At 48.2% G+C, this 23211-nt stretch carries 21 protein-coding genes and 1 riboswitch; of the genes, 9 read left to right on the top strand and 12 right to left on the bottom strand.

The annotated features are described in order from the left end of the window. Nucleotides 1-118 precede the first annotated feature (118 nt). The 3 genes from GUA87_RS01575 to GUA87_RS01565 all read left to right on the top strand — a co-directional run bounded on the left by GUA87_RS01575 (nucleotide 119) and on the right by GUA87_RS01565 (nucleotide 2507). A complete protein-coding gene (locus GUA87_RS01575; protein ID WP_193714773.1) occupies nucleotides 119-1243 on the top strand; it encodes an aromatic ring-hydroxylating oxygenase subunit alpha in 1125 nt (374 codons plus the stop codon). A gap of 71 nt (nucleotides 1244-1314) precedes the next feature. Further along, nucleotides 1315-1776: an SRPBCC family protein gene (locus tag GUA87_RS01570; protein WP_193714772.1), complete on the top strand. Its 462-nt coding sequence runs from the start codon at nucleotides 1315-1317 to the stop codon at nucleotides 1774-1776. 236 nt (nucleotides 1777-2012) lie between these two features. Then, complete coding sequence (locus GUA87_RS01565; RefSeq protein WP_193714771.1) at nucleotides 2013-2507, top strand: AAA family ATPase; 495 nt, start codon at nucleotides 2013-2015, stop codon at nucleotides 2505-2507. Here the strand turns inward: GUA87_RS01565 and GUA87_RS01560 are convergent. Then, nucleotides 2504-3391, bottom strand: coding sequence for a mechanosensitive ion channel family protein (locus tag GUA87_RS01560; protein WP_193714770.1), 888 nt, complete (start codon nucleotides 3389-3391; stop codon nucleotides 2504-2506). The genes GUA87_RS01565 and GUA87_RS01560 overlap by 4 nt on opposite strands. A gap of 26 nt (nucleotides 3392-3417) precedes the next feature. Beyond that, the gene (locus tag GUA87_RS01555; RefSeq protein ID WP_193714769.1) at nucleotides 3418-4239 is read right to left on the bottom strand and encodes a hypothetical protein; all 822 of its coding nucleotides are present in this window, start codon (nucleotides 4237-4239) and stop codon (nucleotides 3418-3420) included. A 195-nt stretch (nucleotides 4240-4434) separates the two neighbouring features. Here GUA87_RS01555 and GUA87_RS01550 point away from each other — a divergent pair, with 195 nt between their 5' ends. The 4 genes from GUA87_RS01550 (at nucleotide 4435) to GUA87_RS01535 (ending at nucleotide 11292) form a co-directional block, all read left to right on the top strand. Continuing rightward, nucleotides 4435-5577 (top strand): CaiB/BaiF CoA transferase family protein, encoded by a 1143-nt coding sequence (locus GUA87_RS01550; protein ID WP_227711646.1) that lies wholly within the window; start codon nucleotides 4435-4437, stop codon nucleotides 5575-5577. A gap of 120 nt (nucleotides 5578-5697) precedes the next feature. Further along, nucleotides 5698-8937, top strand: a complete 3240-nt coding sequence (locus tag GUA87_RS01545; protein WP_193714768.1) for a hypothetical protein — start codon at nucleotides 5698-5700, stop codon at nucleotides 8935-8937. Between the two features lie 56 nt (nucleotides 8938-8993). After that, nucleotides 8994-10874 carry an acyl-CoA synthetase gene (locus tag GUA87_RS01540; protein ID WP_193714767.1) on the top strand — a complete coding sequence of 627 codons (1881 nt, stop codon included), beginning with the start codon at nucleotides 8994-8996 and terminating at the stop codon, nucleotides 10872-10874. Between the two features lie 46 nt (nucleotides 10875-10920). Then, on the top strand, nucleotides 10921-11292 hold the full coding sequence (locus GUA87_RS01535; RefSeq protein ID WP_227711645.1) for a DUF4870 family protein: 372 nt from the start codon (nucleotides 10921-10923) through the stop codon (nucleotides 11290-11292). Between the two features lie 56 nt (nucleotides 11293-11348). On the opposite strand, the gene GUA87_RS01530 is transcribed toward GUA87_RS01535, so the two are convergent. The 9 genes from GUA87_RS01530 to GUA87_RS01490 all read right to left on the bottom strand — a co-directional run bounded on the left by GUA87_RS01530 (nucleotide 11349) and on the right by GUA87_RS01490 (nucleotide 19724). Further along, complete coding sequence (locus GUA87_RS01530; protein WP_193714766.1) at nucleotides 11349-12608, bottom strand: quaternary amine ABC transporter ATP-binding protein; 1260 nt, start codon at nucleotides 12606-12608, stop codon at nucleotides 11349-11351. Beyond that, the gene (locus GUA87_RS01525; protein WP_193714765.1) at nucleotides 12608-13501 is read right to left on the bottom strand and encodes an ABC transporter permease; all 894 of its coding nucleotides are present in this window, start codon (nucleotides 13499-13501) and stop codon (nucleotides 12608-12610) included. The genes GUA87_RS01530 and GUA87_RS01525 overlap by 1 nt, the downstream gene beginning before the upstream one ends. 72 nt (nucleotides 13502-13573) lie before the next feature. After that, entirely contained in the window at nucleotides 13574-14575 is a 1002-nt protein-coding gene (locus GUA87_RS01520) for an ABC transporter substrate-binding protein (protein ID WP_193714764.1), read from the bottom strand. 369 nt (nucleotides 14576-14944) lie between these two features. Beyond that, nucleotides 14945-15547, bottom strand: a complete 603-nt coding sequence (gene folE / locus GUA87_RS01515; RefSeq protein WP_193714763.1) for a GTP cyclohydrolase I FolE — start codon at nucleotides 15545-15547, stop codon at nucleotides 14945-14947. Between the two features lie 21 nt (nucleotides 15548-15568). Next, entirely contained in the window at nucleotides 15569-15976 is a 408-nt protein-coding gene (gene apaG, locus GUA87_RS01510) for a Co2+/Mg2+ efflux protein ApaG (protein ID WP_193714762.1), read from the bottom strand. A 110-nt stretch (nucleotides 15977-16086) separates the two neighbouring features. After that, entirely contained in the window at nucleotides 16087-17271 is a 1185-nt protein-coding gene (gene metZ / locus GUA87_RS01505; protein WP_193714761.1) for an O-succinylhomoserine sulfhydrylase, read from the bottom strand. 42 nt (nucleotides 17272-17313) lie between these two features. Beyond that, a riboswitch (SAM riboswitch) is annotated at nucleotides 17314-17392 on the bottom strand. A gap of 48 nt (nucleotides 17393-17440) precedes the next feature. Then, nucleotides 17441-17611 (bottom strand): hypothetical protein, encoded by a 171-nt coding sequence (locus tag GUA87_RS01500; protein WP_193714760.1) that lies wholly within the window; start codon nucleotides 17609-17611, stop codon nucleotides 17441-17443. A gap of 18 nt (nucleotides 17612-17629) precedes the next feature. Further along, the gene (locus tag GUA87_RS01495; RefSeq protein ID WP_193714759.1) at nucleotides 17630-18811 is read right to left on the bottom strand and encodes a sensor domain-containing diguanylate cyclase; all 1182 of its coding nucleotides are present in this window, start codon (nucleotides 18809-18811) and stop codon (nucleotides 17630-17632) included. Between the two features lie 142 nt (nucleotides 18812-18953). Then, entirely contained in the window at nucleotides 18954-19724 is a 771-nt protein-coding gene (locus GUA87_RS01490) for an enoyl-CoA hydratase (protein ID WP_193714758.1), read from the bottom strand. Nucleotides 19725-19826: 102 nt separating this feature from the next. Between GUA87_RS01490 and GUA87_RS01485 the strand changes: the two genes are divergently transcribed. After that, complete coding sequence (locus tag GUA87_RS01485; RefSeq protein ID WP_193714757.1) at nucleotides 19827-20639, top strand: NifU family protein; 813 nt, start codon at nucleotides 19827-19829, stop codon at nucleotides 20637-20639. Here the strand turns inward: GUA87_RS01485 and GUA87_RS01480 are convergent, their stop codons facing one another. After that, entirely contained in the window at nucleotides 20640-22460 is a 1821-nt protein-coding gene (locus tag GUA87_RS01480; RefSeq protein WP_193714756.1) for an adenylate/guanylate cyclase domain-containing protein, read from the bottom strand. A gap of 169 nt (nucleotides 22461-22629) precedes the next feature. On the opposite strand from GUA87_RS01480, the gene GUA87_RS01475 reads away from it, so the two are divergent. Next, on the top strand, nucleotides 22630-23208 hold the full coding sequence (locus GUA87_RS01475; protein ID WP_193714755.1) for a hypothetical protein: 579 nt from the start codon (nucleotides 22630-22632) through the stop codon (nucleotides 23206-23208). The last annotated feature ends 3 nt before the right edge of the window (nucleotides 23209-23211 follow it).

The raw sequence follows: 23211 nt of genomic DNA, 5'->3' as shown, positions 1-23211 counted from the left end.
GCATTTTGGGAACAAAAATTCACATATGCGTAGAAGGTACATAATTTCGCACATTGAAATTGTAGAAAGAGGCCGTTAAACTAAAGAAAAATGGGAAATAAAAGAGAAGAGTTAGAAAATGACCTATCTGATGAGCGACCTTGACGTTATTGATCGTATTTTCGAACATGTGGACAACAAGACCACCGATTTGGGGAATGTTACCTGGAAAGAACCGGTTGAAAATTACATCAGTGAGGAACGTTTCCAGCAGGAATTGGAAGTCTTGCGGCGCACTCCGGTTGCTTTCTGCCCTTCCGCGGCATTGCCAGAAGCGGGATCCTATATCGCCCGTAAAGCGGCAGGGCGACCAATTATTGTTGTGAGAGGCGATGATGGTGTCGTCCGCGCCTTTAAGAATGCCTGCCGACATCGCGGAATGTCCGTTACAACCGAAGGTGAAGGTTGTTCCCGTGCGTTTGTATGCCCGTATCACGCTTGGACATATGGCTTGGATGGTAAGCTGAAACACATTCCTGGCAGTGAAGGGTTTCCGGGGGTCGAAAAAGGGGATCACGGTCTTGTTGAAGTCACCGCAGTTGAAAAAGGCGGGCTTGTGTTTGTAACTCAGGATGATCCTATTTCGGATGGTGCATTGGAAGCTATGCCGGAAATGCTGTCCCCAGAGCAGGAATATTTTGGCAGCATCGAATTTGTCGACAAGTCCAACTGGAAACTGATCGCGGAGACTTCAATGGAGGGGTATCACATTAAATCCCTGCATAATAAATCCTTCTATCCTTATGGCATGGACAATGTGAATGTTGTGGAGACCTTCGGTCCAAACTTCCGGATTACATTTCCGTTCAGGCGCATTGAAAAATTGCGTGATATTCCGAAGGAAGAGCGTCGCATAAGCGGAATGGTTACCTATGTAAATCAACTGTTTCCAAATACGCATCTATCGCAGCTATCCAATCATACTGTCATGGTCGTTTTGGAACCCATTTCACCAAGTGAGACCCACTGGTATTTTTACAGAATGACAAATAAGCCAGGCGAAGGCCCGAAAAAGAGCCTCGAAGAAATCAAAAAAGATGTGGATTTTGTGAAAGATGTTGGATTGGTTGAAGATCGGGATGCGGCCATTGCAATTCAGGAATCACTTGCGACAGAGGCCAATACACATTTCACATTTGGCCAGAATGAAAGTGGTATAATCCATTTCCACAAATATCTGGATGACGCCATCTCTAAACTTTGATCACTTGCTTTTTAATTGGGGGGAGCCAATTAGCATGTAATTGAGCAGGGCGCGTTCACATCGAGGGGGAAATGATGACAACAAGTGATTATTACACCGAGTTTTCTACGGACGCGCCCATAGAGGAGGTATTTAAGTGCCTCACAACTGGGTATGGCAATTGGTGGACAGAACCCAGTCATTCTTTTCAAGCTGTGGGAGATCAGTCCAAGTTCGCTTTTGGGGGAGAAAGCTATTGGGTGTTCGAAGCAGAAGAGCTTTCCCCTGAACATGTCAGGTTGAAATGTACTGAAGCGCATCTTCTGTTATTGGACCATCCTGACGAAATCGATCGGGACTGGTTGGGATCACATCTGGATTGGAAAATGCAAAGCAAACCTTCCGGAACGTTGGTGAAATTCAATCATGAAGGATTAAACGATCAGCTTGTTTGTTATGATGTTTGCTCTCGCAGCTGGGATCATTTCCTTGTCGATAGCTTGAAATCTTTCCTAGATACAGGTGTGGGAAAACCGCATCAGGTGGAAAGCTAGAGGGCAACAAAATTACAATGGGTGGGATTTTCCCCCTTTACAATCTGAAAATGTCTTACTAGCATCCTGCCCATGACTAGAACTTACGCAATCAAACCTGTGGCACTCGTGGCCGTCATTATTAAGGAAATAATGGCGGAGTTTTAGTCGTATCTGAATAAAGCATCCGCCCGTTACCGGGGTGGATTGCATGTGTGTTCTTCCCCGTACCGGACAAAACCTTATGGAGAAGAACAATGAATACCCAATATCCTGAACCATCGTTACATTTCTTTTGCGGCAAAATGGCTGCAGGGAAATCTACGCTTGCACGTAAGCTTGCGGATGATGTGGATGCGGTACTCATTAGTGAAGATCAGTGGCTCGCGCGGCTCTTCCCTGAAACAATCCATACTTTTGAAGATTACCTGACCTGTTCTTCCCGGCTAAAACGGATCCTGTCCGAGCATGTCAAAGATCTGCTGAGATCCGGTGTGACAGTTGTCATGGATTTTCCGGGTAATACCAAATCCCAACGTGCGTGGTTCAAAACCCTCGCCCGGGAAGCTGGTGTACCCCATGTTTTGCATTTTCTGGATCGTTCCAATGCGGAATGTCTGGTGCAGCTTAAAAAGCGGAACAAAGAGCGCCCGTTTGGATCAAAACTCACCTCACCTGAAGAGTTTATGAGTGTGACCAGCTACTTTGAAGCCCCTTCCATGGAAGAAGGCTTCACATTGCAACAGCATTAAGGGTTTTGCTTGGTTGGGGGAACTATGTCAGGGCGCGTCATTGTACCCGCAGTGCGACGTTGCAATGGCATGGCAACCCCTTCCGGAGCAAATAAATGAATTTCTTGCGCCTTCAAAAGATCGCGGATCTTTTTATTTACTTCGTAACGAACGCTGAAATAGGTCCGCCCCGGGATCCAGGCCCTGAAGCCAATGACTAATCCGCCGTATGTGAAATCATGCAGTCCCACCTGAGGGGCTGGTTCTTTTGTAATTTCTGAGTGGTCATCGAGAATGCCCTGAATAGCAGGAATAAGTTTGTCGATGTCTGCATCTTCCGGGACCGCAAAATCCAGTTCTAGAATACGCGTGTCATGCGAGTTCACGATAACTTGGCCGACAATTTCCTTGTTGGGAATGGCGATCTGTTCTCCATCCTCACCCGTGAGAAATGTCATGCCCAAGGTAACTTTATCGACAATCCCATGAACACCCAGCACCGTGATCACATTGCCAACAACGAAAGGGCGGGTCAGAATAATGGCGATACCGGCGCCGAAGTTGGACATGGGTCCCTGTAGGGCCAGTGTCGCGCCCAAAGAGACAGCACCTGCCAAGGCAATAAGCGGGGCGATGCTTATACCAAAATTGCCAAGGGTGATAATCACCAGCATGACAATCAAGATGAGTTTGGAAGTGCTGCCTATGAATTGGGAAAGAGTCGGATCAATATTTTTGGAAATGGCGAGTTTGGCCACCCGGTTGCCAATCCAGTTCGCCACAAGAAAACCAAAGGCGAAAAAGACAAGTGCACCCAATATCTGAAAGCCGTATTTGACGGCAAATTCCATCGCTAAATCCAGAAGTTTTGCAACAGTATCCAGATTGCTTTCAAGATTTTCCATTTCGATCCGACCCCCTCAATTACTTTTTAGTCGAACAGCTTCTTGATACCACCTGCCGCATCTTCCACGGCTTTGGTTGCACCGCCGCCACTTGTTGGCAGATTTTTAGTCACACCTTCAACAGCACCCGTTACTCCTGACAGGCCTTCTTTCAAACTGTCGAGTGTTTTGCCGATACCCAAACCGGAAACAACACCAAGGGCACCTTCCGTAATGGAATCTGCGATCTGCGCGGCAACTTCAGCGGGGTCAGCACCTCCGCTGTCTTTGCCAATATCTTTCAGGTTAATGTCAGGAAGATTACCTTCGATCTTCTGGTTCATTGTAATCGGTGCACTGACGGTGACCTTGCCGCCTGTAATGGATAGACGATCAATAATGAGTTTTGGTCCCTCTTCACCGTCGGAACTGGAGCTGCTGCTATCTTTTGATTCCCCGCCCTGCGCTTTGATGAAATCGTCGATATTCTTTTTAAGAACATCCAGATTGTTCCCATTTTCATTCACCTCATAGGTGATTTGAGGGGAGGAAACGATGATTTCCTCGATATGGATGAGTTCTTCGCTGGAACCAGCAACATTAACTTTCAAGGAAATGCCGCCAAGATCAAAGGCACTTGGCTCCTTAAATCCTGAGGGGTTGCCCACAGTCAGGCCTCGAAGGCCGCCGCTGCCGGATGTCGGATCCAAGTCAACTTCAGCAAGTTTAACGTCGCTTTTCGTAACTTCGGAACCGTATTTTTCAACAGCAGCGATAATGATTTTGTCCAGATTGAAGTAAAATACCCCAACAATGACTGCCAGAATGATGGCAACTAGCGCGATGGCGCCCCCAATGACCTTACCCATAATTGTCCCTTTTATATTGGATCAGCTGATATACGGATATAACGATGTTTTCGTGAGGCTTGCAAATATTTAATAGTCGAGTAGTCTCCCTTTCAAACGGTCGTTAGGTGCGAAATTGAATGATAGCTTCGAAGGGTTTTTCGAGTTACCATGAAAATTAGTTAGCTAGCGTCTTAAATTAAGAAAGGAAGAATAATGGGACCGCTAAAAGGGGTTAAAATCGTCGAAATGGGGGGCATTGGCCCGGGACCAATGTGTGCAATGCTTCTCGCTGATATGGGGGCCGATGTTATCCGTGTAGATCGCCTTGTCGATCCAGGGCTAGGGGTCAATAAAGGTGAAAAATACGATCTGATGATGCGGGGGCGTCGCTCTATCGCTGTGGACACAAAAACAGAAGAAGGGCGTGAGCTTATCCTTGAGCTTATCGAAGGGGCGGATGGCCTTATTGAGGGATTTCGCCCTGGCGTGATGGAGCGTTTAGGACTGGGTCCTGACGTGGCATTGGAACGAAACCCGAAACTCGCATATGGCCGTATGACGGGTTGGGGGCAGGATGGTCCGATGGCGCATGCTGCTGGGCATGACCTTAACTATATTGCCTTGTCCGGGGCGCTTCACGCAATTGGCCCGGCAAATGGTGCGCCTGTTCCACCACTAAATCTTGTCGGTGATTTTGGCGGCGGTGCCTTGTATCTGGCGATGGGTATGTTGGCTGCTATTCTGGAAGCACGTGCTTCCGGTAAAGGGCAGGTTGTTGACGTTTCCATGGTGGAAGGAGCGGCAAGCCTTATCACTATGTTCTACGGTCTTTCTGCGTCCGGCTTCTGGTCAGATAAACGCGGACAGAACCTGCTTGATGGGGGTGCTCATTTCTATGGCGTCTATGAGACCAGCGACGGTGAATATGTGACCATCGGTTCTATCGAGGCCAAATTCTACAAGCTCTTGCTGGAGAAAATGGGACTTGAGAACGAAGAGTTGCCGCATCAGATGGATGCGACCAAATGGGCAGAACTGAAAGACAAGTTTGCCGATATCTTTAAAACCAAAACCCGTGCTGAGTGGTGTGAGATCATGGAAGGCACAGATATCTGTTTTGCGCCGGTTCTTTCCATGGAAGAAGCCATGGAGCATCCGCATAACGTTGCGCGCGGCAGTTTTGTAGAGGTAGGTGGGGTGAAACAGCCTGGGCCTGCACCGAAATTCTCTCGAACTCCTTCTGAAATTCAGCGTCCACCTTTAAAGAAAGGTGAGCATACAGAAGAAGCGCTCACTGACTGGGGGGTTGCAAGTGACCGCATAAGCGGTTTGAAAGAGCAAGGCATCATTAAATAAGATAAAAATCGACTAAAAGGCCGGTAATTCCGGCCTTTTTTATTGCCTTGCCGTCACAGGGGAGACTTGACGCCGCTTTCAATTTGCAGGAACCTAATCAGGATAACAGGGAGCGGCTAAATGACTGGGAAACAAAACGGATTGGAAACGCTTGAGGGGGAAACTCTCAAAGATGACAGTCCGCTGATTTTGGGAGCTGCAGAGCAGGCAACGGCTTCACACAAGACACGTGTATTTTACGTCCTGCTTCTCATCGCCGTCTCTCTGGTGACAATTCTCTGGCTCGCCGCGGTTGGTTTCTATGTGGATCAGAATGTAGGCCTCAGCAATATCCTGCAATTGCTCCCCCATGAACTTGGGGCTTTGTTTGCCGGGGCCTTCACGCCGATTGCTTTTCTCTGGTTACTTGTGTCCTATGCGCGCCGCAGCAACGAAGCTTACTACAAAGGTGCCGCGCTGGATCAGTTGATGCGGGAGCTTGGGTATCCAAGCCCGGAAGCGGAGGCACGTGTGGCAAGCCTCACCCGCACCCTTGAAGAGCATGCCAGCGCAGTTCAGGTTCGAACAGAAGAAGCGGCAAGGAGAATCGAAATTGCGACGGCTGCTTTGAGCCAGCAGCAAGACGTAGCGGAAAATCTGATGGATGAATTATCTTCTCAGAACAGTGCGTTGAGGGACGAGTTGCAAAGCCGGATTGCCGAGCTGGCTGACCTGTTGGCCAAAGCCGAAGGCCAGAGAGAAACTCTTGATAATCTCGCTTTGACGCAAACCGAACAGTTTGAGAAGTCCTTGGATTTGGCGGCTGAGAAGTCCGAGAAAATTCAAAGCGCGATCACGCAGCAGGTTGAACAGCTTCAAGCGTCCATCACCGACAGTGAAACAGCCAGCCAAAATCTTGTCCAGGAACTTGAAAAATCAGGTCAGGCAATTGAAGGAATGGCGAAACGCTCCGAAGAGAGGGTGCAGCTCAGCAATAAATCCATGCTTGCCAGCCTGAATGAAATGGAAGAGGCGCGAGACAAGACCTTGAGCGAGCTTGAGATCGGTGGTGAGAAATTTCGCTCCCGTGCGGATCAGTTGGAGAAACAATCCCGGGATATTATTTTCCAGATTGAGAAAGCCACTGAAACTCTGCGTCAGGGCGGAGAGGATTCAAAGCGTACAGGTGATGAGGTCATCGGCCGCCTTTCCGGACTGCGCGACGGCTTATATTCTGCCCGAGAGGCGGTTGAGACCATTCTTACCGAATTGGAAAGCAAACAGGATCGCGTTCGGCAACAGGCAGTGGATGCGTCTAATGACTCCATGAACGCGATTGCGCAACTGGAAGCGGAAGCCTCTCGTCTTTCTACGTTGGGGCAGGAGCTGAGTGAAAGTCTTGGCACATCCAGCCAGAAAATCTCCGATGAGGCTGCGATGATGGAAAGTAGCCTGCATCAGGCCGAGGACAAAATCAAAGCTGTAGAAAATTTACTGGATGAAGCGCAGAAGTTGATCGCGGCATCTGGTGATAAGGCACTGCGTGATTCCAGAAGTTTGGGCGAGCAATTTGCAGGCCATGCGAACCGCCTCGATCAAAGCGCGGAACTGGCCTATGGCCGGGCGCAGGAAATGCAAGCCGCGTTACGTAAGCAATTAAACGCGCTGGAGCAGGCGTCCAACCATGTGAATAGTTTGACCGAAGAAATTGCCGTTAAGCTCGGTGAAAATGTTGATAATCTCTCTCAGGCAAGTCTGGAGACCAGTAATCAAATCACCCAGTTGGGGACAGGTTTTCAAAGGCAGGCGGATATTATTACCTCCACTACCAACAAGGTTGCGGGTGAAATCAGGGAAGCCGGAGAAGAAATTCGCCGGGAGAGCGAAAGCATCGAACTATACGGTGAAAAAGCCGCTAAAAACATCAAGACTGCCGCAGAAGATCTGGAAAAACAAAACCAGCAACTTGGAAATACCGCGGATGTTTCAACTGCGAAACTGAAAGCGGCGGCCGAAGATGCGGTGCGCCAACATCAGGATCTGATGGCAAGCGCAGAGCGTGCAACATTGCAGGCCCGCCAATCGGGAGAAGCGGCAAGCTCGCAAAGTGCAGAGCTTGCGCGCATGGCGGAAAAAGCATCAGGTGAGCTGCGGGCCATGGGGGATCAGGCACGGGAACATCTTGATAGTCTTGCGAAAGCGGCAAACACCGCAAATGAGCAAGCCTCCAGCCTTTCAGAGACGACAGCTGGAAATGTAGAGCGTTTGGCCACCGCTAGTGATTTGGCGAATGCGCAATTTGAAAAACTGGCAGAGCTTTCCGAAAAAGCAAAACAGAGCAGTGTAGATATGGAGCAGGTGATCGGCAAGGAAACGGCTGCCTTAACTGAGATTGCGAGGCAATTGGCGGATCGTGCGGACTATATTCGGACTTCTTTGGAAGATCGTACGCGCCTTCTGCATAAATCCGCCGGGCAGGCCAATATTGTGGGTGAAGGGTTTCGCCGTAAGACGGTTGAACTTGCCAAGGCAAGCGAGTTGATGCTGTCAGGTTTGCAACAGGCGGATCAGGCCTTGATGCGGCACCGCAAGGAAATTGATCAGACCCGAAAGCGATTTGAATTGGATATGACGCGGGTCACCGAGCAAGTGGGAGATGCAGGCCGTCAGGCAACGGAAATGGGAAGCGAAGCGGCAACCATTTTCGAAGAACGCGCGTCGGACCTGCTGAAATTCACAGGTCGCGCCCGTGAAGAAACAGAAGGGCTACTGGATCAGTTTGAACAACAACGCCAACGTATCGAGGTTACAGCTAAGCAGGTTGAAAACTCGTTGCAGGAAACGTCCAGCATGCTGAGTGAAGAAAGCAGGAACCTGCGGGAGGCGTCCACCAGTGCGTCAGAGGAAGCACTGGTGACGTCCCTTAAATTCCAGCAACAAGCGGATCGTCTTAAAACAGCCTCAGAAGTTGTCCGTCGTCAGCTGGAATATATCGAGAGTGATCGCCGGGAAAAAACAGGAGATGCGATGCGAAAGGCGTCTGCCCTCATCATGGACAGTATGCATTCCATGTCGATTGATATTGCCCGCTCCATTGATAATACGCTGCCGGATGAGCTTTGGAACCGGTACCGTAAGGGTGAAAAAAGTATTTTCACAAGACGCTTGATCAAAAACAGAGACGAAGAGCGGATACAACACCTATACAAGGAACAGGGTGATTTCAGGCGATATGTAGATCAATATCGTGCAGCGTTTGAACAGCTGTTGCAGGAAGCAGAAAATTCTGAATTTTCCGATCTGCTCGCGGAGACATATGCCAGCTCAGATCTGGGGAAAGTCTATTTTATGCTCAATGACGCGTTGGGATCCGTGCACTGAACCAGAGAATAAAAAACAAAGTTACAAATAAGAATAATAAGTAGGAGTGTCGTCAGATGGCCGATCTGAAGGGAAAAATCCGTTCTGTAAAAGATATCGAGGAAATCGAAAAAACGCCATTATCGGAGCGGTTTGATGAAGTTAGCACATACGATATTCTAGTGAATGCTGCGAAAGCCAATCCTGACAAAGTTGCTGTCCGGTTCTTGCCGACCTGTGAGGTGAGCGAAGCAGCGGTTGATATTACGTACCAGGAACTTTTGGACAAAGTAACGCAAACGGCCAACATGTTTCGTGCTCATGGGCTTAAAGAAGACGAAGCGGTTACCTACCTTCTTCCTAATGTGCCGGAAGCGCAGTATGCCATATGGGGCGGACAGACGGCAGGGATCGTAAGCGCCGTCAATACACTGCTTCGGGCAGAGCAGATTGTCGAAATTTTGCGGGCGACCGGATCCAAGATGCTGGTCGCCTTGGGACCGATGGCAGGTTCCGATATCTGGGAGAAAACCGCCGAAGTGATCGAACAGATGCCAGAACTTGAGCTTGTGTTTCAGGTTGGGGGAAGTGCAGATCCAGGCAACAAGATTTTGTCGTTTGAAGAAGAATTGGCAAAGCACCCGTCAGATAAACTCAACTTCGATCGACAGTTTGATCAGGATGATGTCTGCGCCTACTTCCATACAGGTGGCACTACGGGATCGCCAAAAGTGGCACAACATTCTTTCCGCGGTGAAGTCTATGAAGCATGGGCAACCCAATATACCGCGGGATATGACAGCGACAGTGTTGTTCTTGTTGGACTTCCTCTGTTCCACGTAAACGCGGTGCTGGTAAGTTCCTTGGCTGGCTTTAAGGCGGGGGCAACGGTCTTGTTTGCCGGTGTTGCAGGCTTCAGAACACCGCAATTGATCCCTAATTTCTGGAAAATTGTGGATACCCATAAGGTGACCCATTTCTCAGCAGTGCCTACAATTTATTCGGCTCTTCTGAATGTCCCGCTAAATGGGGTGGATGTATCGTCTTTGAAGTTTGGTATCTGCGGAGCGGCACCCATGCCTCAGGAGGTCATTCGTAAGTTTGAAAGCGTGACGGGAATTTCCATTCTGGAAGGGTATGGTCTCACCGAAGGGACGTCTGTCTCTCTTTGTAATCCGGCAAATGGACCGCGCCCTGTGGGATCCATCGGTATTCGTTATCCCTATCAGCAGGTCGCTGTAAAACGGGTGGATGAAGACGGGGCGTATTACGGGGACTGTGATATCGGAGAAGCAGGGCATATCTGTATCAAAGGGCCTAACGCCATTCGCGGTTATATTCAGGAACAGTTTAATGAAAAACTGTTTGTTGGGGATGGGTGGCTGGACACGGGTGATTTGGGCTATATCGATAAGGACGGATATTTCTGGCTGTCAGGCCGTGCAAAAGATCTGATTATTCGGGGAGGTCATAATATTGAACCCAGCATGATTGAGGAATGCCTGCATCAGCATCCGTCTGTTCAATTGGCCGCTGCGGTTGGGCGGCCTGACGCCTATGCAGGTGAAATTCCGGTTGCTTATGTAGAACTGATCCCAGGCTCGAATACTTCCGCGGACGAGATCAGAAAATTTGCAGAAGAGAACATTTTTGAACGCCCCGCTTTGCCGGCCGAGGTCATTCTTATTGATGAAATGCCGGTAACGGCGGTTGGTAAGATCTTTAAACCTTCATTGCGGTACGACATTATAGCGCGAACTTTTCAGCCCTTGTTAAATGATCTTAACCTGCAGGGCGTGACTTTTAATGTCACAGTGGGCGCGGAAGGCAGTCATGGCATTGTGGCAACTGTTGAGGTGATCGTTCAATCCAATGTTAATAAAACCGAGATAGAACAGGCTGTTCTGGATATACTCGGGACTTATCCAGTTAAGTATCGGCTGAGTTTTGACGACTGAGCCAGAGTTTCCTTACATTCGGCAACCAATTTTATTGGAGGGGTCTATGTCCGAAGAGAAATCTACTGACGTTGTCCAAGAGGTTCTGGACAATAACAACAACAAGATGGTTCAGATCGTCTACTTGCTTTATTTAGCCAGCTTGGTTCTGGGTATCACTGGTTTGATCGGTGTTATTATCGCTTACATGAATAAAGGCGATGCGCCTGAGTGGGCACAAACGCACTATCGTTTCCAAATTCGCACCTTCTGGATCGGTATTCTGATCTCAATTATTGGTGCTTTTACCATCGCCTTTGGCATTGGTTTCCTGATTATGATCGCTTTCCTGGTCTGGTTTATTGTCCGTTGTATCAAGGGGTTGAAATACTACGGAAACCAGCAAGCTGTTCCTGATCCTGCTACATGGATCTGGTAGAGGTAAGATTAAAAAAAGGGCTGCCAAATTCGGCAGCCCTTTTTTTTCGTTAAGGCTTACGCTTTGACTTTTTCTTCAGGTAACCCAACAGCAGATTTTTTACCATTTTCATCAGAGTCATCCCGAACTGAGAGGACTTCAGCTAACGATGAGCGAGGCAGGCTACCCTGCAAATCTCCATCCTCATCTACCACAGGCAGCGGATACTGGGATTCAAGGGTCTCAGGAATAATTTGTTCCAGGACTGAGTCTGGAGAAAGTGGGTCACACTCTTCAAACAGTGCTTCGCCAACTGGGGAACTGCCGTTGAGTTTCGCCGCTTTTTCCAGTTTTTCCTGCAGGAGGACCCCCTGATATCCATCCTTGGTGACATAGTATCCGTAGTTACCAGAAAGTTTTTTCATTTGGTCAAGTGCATCATCGATGGTGCCCTCAGTGATCCGATGAGCCGGTGGGCGCATGACCGTTTCAACGGTGAGCGCGCGGGCGCGGTTCACGTCTTTTACAAAGGCTTCCACATAATCTGTGGCAGGTTCAAGCAGGATATCTTCTGGTGCGCCTTCCTGAACCAGTTCGCCGTCTTTCAAAATGGCGATCCGATCCCCAAGGCGCAAAGCTTCGTCCAGATCATGAGTGATGAAAATAATGGTTTTATGAAGCGTTTCCTGCAATTCGATAAGCTGGTCCTGCATTTCGCTTCTGATCAGTGGATCAAGAGCTGAGAAGGCTTCGTCCATTAACAAAATATCCGCATCCGTGCAAAGGGCGCGGGCGAGGCCGACACGCTGTTGCTGGCCGCCAGACAACTGTGATGGATATTGATTTTCGTATCCTGCAAGACCTACTGTCTCAAGCCATTTTTGAGCTTTTGCCATGCGTGTCTTTTTGTCTACCTTCTGGACCGTAAGGCCATAGGCGACATTTTCGATAACCGTTCGATGAGGCATCAGGCCAAAGCGTTGAAACACCATGGACATACGATGTTTGCGAAACTCTTCCAGTTCTTTCTGGTTAAGTTCCATAATGTCCTGACCTTCAACGATGATTTTACCAACAGTGGGGTCAATCAAACGGTTGAAGTGTCGGATCAGGGTCGATTTTCCAGACCCGGACAGGCCCATGATCACATAGATCTGGCCCTTCTGGATCTCAAGATTGATCTCTTTTAGACCAACCGTGTGGCCGGTCTTTACCAGAATATCATCTTTGGTTTCTCCTGCTTCAATCAAAGGAATGATGTCTTTTGGGTTTTTACCAAAAACCTTGTAGAGATTTTCTACGCGCAGAAGCGGTTCCAAATTACTTGCAATATTCATTAGTGGGAACCTTCCAAATGTTTCTGTGTTCGTTTGCCGTAGGCCTGAGAGACACGATCAAACACGATAGCCAGCGCGACAATGGCCAAACCATTAAGTAAGCCCAATGTGAAATACTGGTTGGTAATAGATTTCAAAACCGGTTGTCCAAGACCTTTTACGCCGATCATGGAGGCCACAACAACCATCGCCAAAGACATCATGATGGTCTGGTTGATACCTGCCATAATGGTTGGAATGGCAAGTGGGATCTGAACACCGAACAGGCGCTGCATCGGATTTGCGCCGTAAGCTGTCGCCGCTTCCAATACTTCCTTATCGACAAGGCGAATGCCCAAATTTGTCAGGCGGATAACTGGCGGGATCGCGTAGATTACCACCGCAATAACCCCGGGGACTTTACCGATACCGAGAAGCATCACAACCGGGATCAAATAAACAAAAGCCGGCATTGTTTGCATAATGTCCAATATCGGAGTCACGACCGCCTGAACACGATCGGAGCGAGACATCATAATGCCAACAGGGATTCCAAGTGCAATTGAGAGAACTGTGCAAACAAAGATGATGCTGAGCGTCCGCATCGTATCTTCCCACATGCCGAAATAGCCGATGAGCAGGAAGGATATCAGAACACCCAGACTGAGCTTCCAGGAGCGCGTTGCGGCGTAAACGATGCCAATTATGACAGCGAGAACAACAACCCATGGAGAATTCAGAAGTAATTTCTCAAACCACACAAGGAAGTAGAGAAGGGGATCGAAAATGCTTTCAATGATATCTCCGTAAGCACGAGAGAAATCCTTGTAGGCTCCATCCAGTGTTTTTCGAATGTATAGGAGACTTTCGCGATCCAATTGGGGAAATTCGATCAGCAAGTTTTTGTCTGACATAAGTCAACTCCAGACTTGGTCAATAAATATAAAAACCCCGACCGATTATTCGGTCGGGGTGATGTGAAACGATTACAAAGATGCCAGTGCTTTTTTGATTTTTGTGGCGGCATCAGGTGTGACCCATGCAGACCACTTATCTTCGTTGTTTTTCATGAACTGAATTGCAGCTGTTTCACCATCTGCCTGATTGTCTTCCATCCATGCCAGGAAGCCGTTCATTTCGGCGTTCTTGAAGGCACGTTTTGTCAGATACTCATAGGCAGCAGGTGCTTTTGATGCAAATGCTTCTGTCGTAATGGTGTGTACCGGTGAAGGTGGGTACATTGTTGGTTTTGGATCAATACAGTCGGCATTCGTCGTGCAACTACGGAAATGTTCCAGATCTATGCCAGATCCAAAGTCCACTTTTACCATTTTGTACTTACCAAGTACCGCAGTTGGCGCCCAGTAATACCCAAACCAAGCCTGCTCACGCTCGTACGCTTTTGCAATAGAGCCGGAAAGGCCAGCCCCTGAGCCTGGATCAATGATGTCGAAACCAGCTTTATCAAGACCAAGTGCTTTGTTTAGGTTTACACCGGAAATCTGGCAGTTCCAACCGGCCGGGCAGCCGTAGAAGGCAGCTTTGTCAGGATCTTCAGGATGTTTGAACATTTTGGCGTTTTTGATAATACCGGCAATTGTTGCCATGGAAGGGTCTTTTTTTACAAGATATTCAGGAACCCAGAAACCTTCTTCACCGCCATCGGATAGTGATTTGCCTGCGATGCGCAGACGTTTTTCAGCCACCCCTTTGTCAATGGCGGCTTTCATGGAGTTGCTCCAGAGCTCAGGTGCGATATCAGGTTCACCTTTTTCTGTCATGGAGGTGCCGGTCGGCATTGTATCGCCTGGTACGAGCTCAGCTTCGCAACCATATCCATTTGCAAGGATAAACTGATCCACATGCGCGATCAGGGTTGCGGAATTCCAGTTCATATCTGCAATAGTGACACTACCGCAGCTTTCACCTGCTTGGGCTGTGCCAGCCATACCTGCCATTACAAGGGCGGCACCCAACAGTTTCTTCATGATGATCTCCCAGTCTTTGCGACTAATATTTTCTGTTGTGTCAAATTTCAAAAAATTTTCTTAGTTACTGAAAAAAATGACAAATTAAAAATATAATAGGTGGGTGTAAGTGTCAAATTTGAGTAATTTAAGTCAACATGAAGAAAAAATTGATGTAAAGGAAAAGTATTGATGTATCAATAGTTATAAAATTTATTTAGATATAATTATAGTTGGAGAAAATTTAATTCACTTTTTTTGATGATTTTGTTTATTTGAATTTTACTTGAGGTCAATTGTATTTTTACTTCATTTAAATATTAGTGACACATAAAAAAAGGCGGTAAAAATCACCGCCTTCATAAATTTGGAGTCTCTTTTGGGGAAAACTCAGGATCTAAGGAAAGATAGAAGCTCTTTTCGCGTAATATCAGAATCCCTGAAACAGCCTTTCATTGAGCTGGTGATCATCGTAACGCCGTCTTTATGAACGCCGCGTGTGGTCATGCACTGGTGCGCACTCTCAATGATTACGGCCACCCCTTTTGGACGAAGAACCTCGTCAATTGTTTCCGCAATTTGTTCGGTCAGCTTTTCCTGAATTTGCAGGCGCTTTGAAAAAGCATCGACGACGCGAGCCAGTTTGGAGATACCAACAACACGGTTGTCGGGCATATAGGCGACATGAGCCTCTCCGATGATGGGGACCATGTGATGCTCACAGTAGCTTTCCATCCGGATACCTTTGAGGATAATCATCTCATCATATCCTTCAACCTCCTCAAAGGTTCGCTCAAGGAACTCCGCGGGCTCTTCGGTGTAACCCTTGAAGAACTCCAGATAGGATCTGGCGACGCGATCCGGTGTTCCAAGCAGGCCTTCGCGGGTAGGATCATCTCCGGCCCATCTGATCAGGGTGCGAATAGCATCCTCGGCTTCTTCCTTGGTGGGTTTGGCTGTGTTTGCCTGTTGTTGATCGGCTATCTTATCCATCAAAAAATATCCTAATCCAAATTAGTTCATCCGCGACTGTTCGTACGGACTATCAAGCGAGAAGGCGGGAATTTCTACGGTGATCCAATCGCCATCCTCTTTTTCCATATCGTATGTGCCAAGCATAATTCCAGAGGGGGTTGCAAGAGGTGTCCCGCTCGCATACTCGTAACTCTCCCCGGGGGCCAGAGTGGGTTGCTCCCCAACAACACCGGCGCCCCGAACCACTTCGGTATGTCCGAGGGCATCGGTAATGTGCCAGCAGCGCTGACGCAGCGTGACGGCCACATCCCCGTGATTTTCGAGGCGAATCCTATAGGACCAAATAAACAGATTGTTGTCTGGCTGCGAACGATCTGTCTGATATTCTGGAATGACCAATATCTCTATGTTATGGGTGATTTTTCTGTAGGCATTATCCCACGTCATGTCTGCAGCCCTTTGCCCAACTTGTATCCTTGCTGTCTCCATACGTTATCTAAGACATAAACTTATACGCAAGGAAAGCCAAGTTGGACTTCAACAAAAAAGGCCGGATATTATCCTTCCAGGGCTTGAAGAAGGTCTTCAACAAGATCATCAGCTGTTTCCAGGCCAACAGAGAGACGAACCAAGTTGCTGTTAATCCCAAGTTCGGCCTTCAGTTCTTCTGAAACACTGGAATGTGTTGTTGTCGTTGGATGGGTGATCAGGCTCTTGCTGTCGCCCAGATTATTGCTGATATCGATCAGTTGAAGCCTGTTGAGGAAGGCAAAAGTTTCCTCCTGATCGCCGTTAATTTCAAAGCTGACCAGCGTGCTTCCCCGTTTCATTTGCTGACGGGCGAGGGCAGCTTGAGGGTGATCATCACGGCCGGGATAGATAACACGTGCAACTTTGGCATTCTCGGCAAGAGCGTCTGCTACGCGGCTTGCATTATCCGTTTGCTTCTCCACTCTCAGTTCCAGTGTTTCCAACCCTTTTAGAAGGTTCCAGGCATTGAACGGGCTGAGTGAAGGGCCTGTGTGTTTATGATACGGGGCCACTACTTCTTCAATAAATTCTTCGTCGGAAAGAACAATGCCACCAAGGCAACGTCCCTGGCCGTCTATGTGTTTCGTTGCGGAATAGATGACAACATCCGCGCCAAGCTCCAGCGGTTTTTGATAAATAGTTGTCGCAAACACATTATCAACGATGACTTTCGCCCCCACCTTGTGGGCGAGATCCGCAACAGCCGCGATGTCCACAATTTCCAGCGTTGGATTGGAAGGTGTTTCCAGAAAAACAGCCGATGTTGGTTGCTGTAGCGCTTTTTGCCACTGGTCAATATCCGTCCCGTCTATCAGTGTTACTTTGACACCAAAGCGGGGGAGGATCTGTTCAATGATATAAAGGCAGGATCCAAACAAGGCCTTCGGGGCGACAACATGATCTCCTGCTTTTACATGGCTCATGATCGCCAGGTTTACGGCTGCCATTCCGCTGGAGGTTGCGCGCGCCGCTTCTGCACCTTCCAGAAGGCACATTCTTTCTTCGAAGACCGACGTTGTTGGATTTGCATAGCGTGAATAGATGAAGCCGTCATTTTCCCCTCTAAATCTTCCAGCTGCTTCTTCAGCGCTGTCATAGACAAAGCCGGAGTTGAGAAAAATGGCTTCCGATGTTTCTTTGAACTGCGATCTTTCCAGACCGCCGCGGATGGCTTTGGTTGCCAGTCCCTTGTTTTTAAGATCCTTCGTCATAATGTCCTCGAGGCATAAAAAAACCCCGACCACCAGTCAGGGTTCTCGCGAGCCCCGACCTTTTAGCGTTTCATTTATCGTGGCCGCAAGCCGGTCGGCACAAATCACCACGTTTCTGGAATATATAAGGGTTTTATGGCCTGTCAAGAGATGTAGGCGTGGGCTTGAACTAAACTGCGTAAAAAAGAAGGGCTTGAAGGGCGAGATAGATCGCTATGGCGATCAGACATAAATTCAACGTTCGGTCAGCCGCCCGGCCCATTTCCTTTAATTTCTTGGCAAAGAGAATACGCCCGATGAAAAGTGCGACAAAGGCCAGCAACATAAGTTTGAGAAGCATGGATTTACTTTCCGGGGGTTAAGAAGCATTGCTATTGGGTGTTTCTTCAGGCGCGTAAAGTTGGAACTGATCTTTCCCTTTTGTCTTGGCCAGATACATTTGCTCATCGGCAATGTCGACCAGCTCCTGCCAGTCAGATGCCTTGGTAGCTGTTAGTTCCGCAATGCCGATACTGGCAGTGACCTGGTTTTTATCTGGACGTTTGCCAAAGCCATTATTGCGCATTCTACGGATTGCCATACTGGCGCCTTCCCCATCTGTATATGGCAGGATCATTAGAAATTCTTCACCGCCCCACCGGATCAAAACATCAGAATCGCGAAGGTTTTTGCGTATGTTGTTGGCGGCATTTTGAAGAACCCGGTCACCGGCTTCGTGTCCATATCTGTCGTTAATGGATTTAAAATTATCCAGATCCAGAAAAACCACTGACAGTTTGGAGTTTTGGCGCGATGAAATCCTGAACTGAACATCAAGGATTTCTTCGCCGCTGTTCCGACTGTAGCAGTTGGTCAGGCTGTCAACAGAGGCCTGCTCCACAAGAGAGAGCATGTAGCTCATTTGGCTAACTGCAGAGAAGGTGCAAATACCAACAATCGTCCCAAGAGATAGGAGCATTCCAAGACCGGGTTGCGGGTCGGGTTGGGGATTGGCTACCGCGATAAAGATGAGTTCCGATGTCAGGAAGATAACGCTGATCAGAAAACTTTCCTTTATGGTGAGCGGAAACACCGCAATTGTCGCACAGATCAGGAAAGGGAAAATTGCATATCCTGCTGTCGCTAGCCCTTGAATGGAGAAGAGAAATTCGGGCAATACCAGCGGCTGATATAATGCCTGAAAAATTACTGATGTGGCAAAGAACACAAAAAGGGAGCGGTAGGCGCTGTTAAGGCTGTCGGCTTTGCGAATGGCGAACAGGAGAGCGAGATATAAAAAGGCGGCTGTCGCACGATAGATGAGCAAACTTCTTGTTACTTCCGCATCAAAATGTGTGATATCGAAAATAAAACCGGCCACATAGAAAAAAGCCCCGAGCAAGCACATAAAGCGAATGCGGCTCAGGATAACCAGGGCACGCCTGCGCGTCAGCAAAGGGGAGTGATCAGTTGCCGATATCAACCCACCAATGCGATCAGCGGTCAGATTAAATCCGCTTACACCTGTCAGCCCTCCAATCCAGGAGTTGAGAATACTCAAAAGCCCAGCCCCGCTTATCTACTTTCGTCCACAAATCACTCAACTTGATTTATTAGTTTAACCAATAATTAACCATGGACGAAAAACAAATCTGCCATAGATGAAAATTTTTTATTTCATCTATGGCAATCAGGTTGCGGTGCTAGCGCTTACGTTTGGTAAAGGCACCCAGCATTTCTGCCGGTTCTGGTCCTTCGAAGGATTTGGCAAACATATCAATTCCAAACTGAACCGATTTTGACATGTTTTCCTCTTCCCAGAAGTTACATAGGATTTTTTGCAGGCGAATGGCTTCCCGGCCACCCGCCATAATTTCATCAAGCGCAATTCCAACGGCCTCATCCAGCTTTCCAGACTCTGCCAGTCGTTGGACAAAGCCTGCATCTGCGGCTTCTTTGCCATTCAACGCACGTCCCGTGATGACAAGATCCCGTGCGAGGCCACTGCCCAGTAATCGGGGGAGAACGGCTGCTTCGATGACGGATGGAATGCCGACACGAACCTCCGGCATGGAAAATTCAGCGCTTTCTTCCGCGATGATCAGATCACAAACCGCGGCAATTTCCATTCCTGCGCCCAAGCAGAACCCATTAACGCGGGCAATAACCGGAACTGGCAGGTCACGGAGGGCGGTGCATAAAGTATGGATGCGCGTAATGAAAACGCGTGCTGTCTCTGGGTTCAGTTCAGCCATCTCGTAGATATTTGCACCACCGACAAAGGCACGATCACCAGTCCCGGTCAGGACAACAGCACGAATTTCCTGATCACTTACGAGCTTTTTAACCTCGTCTTCAAGTTCCTCAAGAATTTGAGAGCTCAAGGTGTTGAGCTTCTTTGGATTGTTGATTGCAATGGTGCAATAGTTACCATTTCCACGGCTTGACCGTGTGACCGTCACAAATTCTGCCATTTTTATCCCTTTTTTTTCGTTGTCCGGCATTATATGTAGATGAGACGTGCATTTGCGCATCATGAAGTGCAGTTTAACTTCTGCGGCTAAGGTTGAGAAGAAATGTTTATACAAACCAAACCAGGGCACAATGCCAATTATCAGGAATTCTTCCCCGGACAGGCTGTTCTGGGTAAAGGTCAGCGGCATATTTCTGCTGATGAAGCGGCTGAGATTTCTCCGCTCGCTTGTGCAATTTATGGGGTGGAGGGTGTCCAGACCGTCACTCTGCTGGCAGAGAGTATTTTGGTTGAGAAGCCTGAGGATACAGACTGGAGTGAACTAAATACCTCCATCTTTTCTGCCATCATGGCGCATTTTAATTCTGGTAAACCGGTTATTGCCGAAAGTGAACAAGGTGTGGATATGGACGAAGAAATAGTGGCGCAAGCCAAAGACTTGCTTGCTACGCGCATTATTCCTGCGGTGACACAATCCGGTGGTGATGTTGAGTTTCACAGCTACAAGGACGGCAACCTGTATTTGAAAATGCAGGGATCCGCTTTCGGGATGCTGACCGGTATTACGAATATGCTGAAACACTATATTCCAGAAATTAAGGCGGTGGTTGATCATCGCGAAGCCTTGCCGCGTCCCGGTCTGGATACGGAAGAAGGTAAAGCCATTCGCGGCCTGCTTCAGGACCGCATTAACCCGTCAATCGCTGCCCATGGCGGTCACATCACTCTTGTGGATTTGCAGGACGATAAAGCATATGTGCGCCTGGAGGGTGGATGTCAGGGATGTGGCATGGCCGATGTCACCTTGAAGCAAGGTGTTGCCAAAGAGATCATGGAATTGGTGCCGCGCATTACTGAAGTGCTGGATGTGACAGACCACGCAGGCGGAACAAATCCTTACTACCAGCCGTCCTGATCAGGCACCTACTTCCATTTCATTAGGCCGGGATGCTTCGGCCTGATGCAGACGGCAGACGTCTACTTCTTCTTTGCGCCCTTTGACGCGGTGAACTCCGACACTTTGGTATGGGAAATGCTCTCCTGCTTGATCTGCTGTTGTCGTGGAAATCAGCGCTAGCACGTCCGGCTGTGGATCGATTTGAATGCTTTTCCCCAGTTGCTCAATCCGTTGAGCGATATTCACCGTGTCGCCAACAACGGTGTAATTCAACCTGCCAGATGATCCGATATTCCCAACAACAAGATCACCAGTGTGAATGCCAATTCGCATTTTCACAGGCGCACGCCCTTCTTGTCGGCGTTTTTCGTTGTCACGTTCAATTGTTTCAGTAATGGCAAGGGCCGCGCGGCATGCGCGGGCAGCATGATCTTCCTGATATTCTGGTGCACCCCAAAAAGCCATAACGGCGTCCCCAATAAATTTATCAACGGTGCCGCCTTCTTTTTCAATGCAGGCCGTAACCAATTCAAAATGCTGGTTCAGCAGGCTGGCAACATCTTCGGAGGACATGTTTTCTGCAAAAGGGGTAAATTCACAGATATCTGTAAACATAACCGTGACAGAGCGTGTCTCTGAATGGGCCTCGCCTGTCTCCATCAACTTCCTGACAAGGCTTTTCGGCACATAGTTTTCAAACCAGCTGAGTCCCCGGAGCATGGTGTTGTAGGCTTCGCTTGCTTCATGAAGTTCTTTCAGGTGACTTGGGGGCAGGGTGCCAACCTCATTGAAGTTCAGTTTGGAGATTTTCTGCGAGGCTTCTGAAATTGTGTGGACTGACCCTGCGATGCGACGACCGATAAGGATCGCGATTATGCAGCTGACAATGAGAATGCCAAGACCAGCAAACCCCGCCCAGGCCAGTCGTTTCAGAGCACCCGCCACATCTTCAAATTTCACTTTGTAGCCAACAATAAGGGGCTTGTCCGTATAGCCTTCGACAGAGGTGTAAATGAATTGATAGGTTTCATCGTTGAGTTCGATGAAATGGCCTTGCATGGCCCCTTTGGGCTTCACCCATTTAAAGTCTTTTCGCTCTGCGCTCCAAATCGCTGACAGCACCGGGTCAGGAATTTCAGAAAGTTTTGGAGCGACGCCCTTATAGGTCAGTTTATCTGAATGAACCTGAAAACCGTCATAGGTTAGAATATGTTCTTTACCATAAAGAATAAACCGGCCGTCATTTCTGGACAGCCCGTCAAGCTGGACCGCGCGTCTGACTTCACTTACAGGAATACCTCCTATAACCAGGCCGATAAATTTCTCATTCCGGATAATCGGTTGGCGAAAAGCCATGAGGGTTTCGTGGACTTCAGGTGAATAGATAAGGGGACCCCAATGGCCGACTCCCGTCATCAAGACTTCCTTCAAGCTGTCTTGGCCTTCCGGCTCCACCGGAGGATTATATTCAATCTTCTTGTCATAACGAGTTGCAACGCGGCTGCTGAAATCCGGATAAACAACAGAGATACCGACATTTTCGTTCATGCCGCTTAAAGAGGTTAAGAGCGCCTGGTTAATGCTTTTGGGGTCATTAATATCGACTTCTTCGCGATAAATCAGTTCGGACAGGAACTGAACCTGTCTTTCAACCGGGTTGAGCAAGTTCCTTAAGTTCTGTTCAACAGAAGCCAGTTCAGATGTTGCCTTTTCTTCAAGAAGATCCCTTGTATTTGCAAGTCCGGAATAGAGGCTGATCGTGAGGACCGAGAGAACGGCGCATGTTACCAATGTTCCAAAGCTCATGGTCAGGACCATTGCAATGGAGAATTGCCGCATTGGTTTGTTGGAATCTAAGTTGAGAATGGCGCCACCTCAAAAACTTTTTGCACACACTATTGTAATGTATAGGAATTTTCTACAATTCAACGACATTTATGTGTCCACTGTCATATTTATTTTCCAAGATCGTTAGACTTTCCATGATGACCGAGTTATGACGGATGTCATGAATAGCTTGGTCATCTTTGAACTCATACTTGTCATGAGTGCAATTGCTGCACTTGTTTTGATGCGTCGTACCTATTTCCCAATGAACCTTTTCTGGGCATTTGGAGTGTCAACAATTGCGTTGGCGGCTCTGCTCGGGGCGGCCGTTTATGGGGGAATGTCTGACTTCAAACCTTATCACAAGCAGTTATCTGCATTTGCGGGCTCCATCGGTATTATATCTTTCGCTATCGCCGCTGTTGGCGGTGTATTTGCGCGACAATTCCATCAGGCGGGCTGGTGGATCGTGTTAATCGGTTTGTTGTCTCTCACGGGAGTGACTTTGTTTGACCGTTGGCAATTAAGCGAAGAAATTCGATACGGTGTTGTTGGCTTGTTGGCCTTGGCGGCACTGTACCGGCTGTTTGTAAAACCTAATAGTGGGATATTCATTTTTGCGGGTGTGGTTTTTCTGGTTGCCGCCGGGCTTGGAAGTGCAATTGTTGCCGCGCAATTTTCGGTCCCTGAACTTAACGTTTACCACAGCTTTCTTAGTGCATCGGTCCTCTCTTTTGGAATATTCGCTTCTAAAGAGTAAAAA

The organism is Sneathiella sp. P13V-1 (genome assembly GCF_015143595.1).
Classification (GTDB): Bacteria; Pseudomonadota; Alphaproteobacteria; order Sneathiellales; family Sneathiellaceae; genus Sneathiella.
Note: the sequence above shows the minus strand (reverse complement) of the source record. Positions and strands in the feature narration are given on the sequence as shown.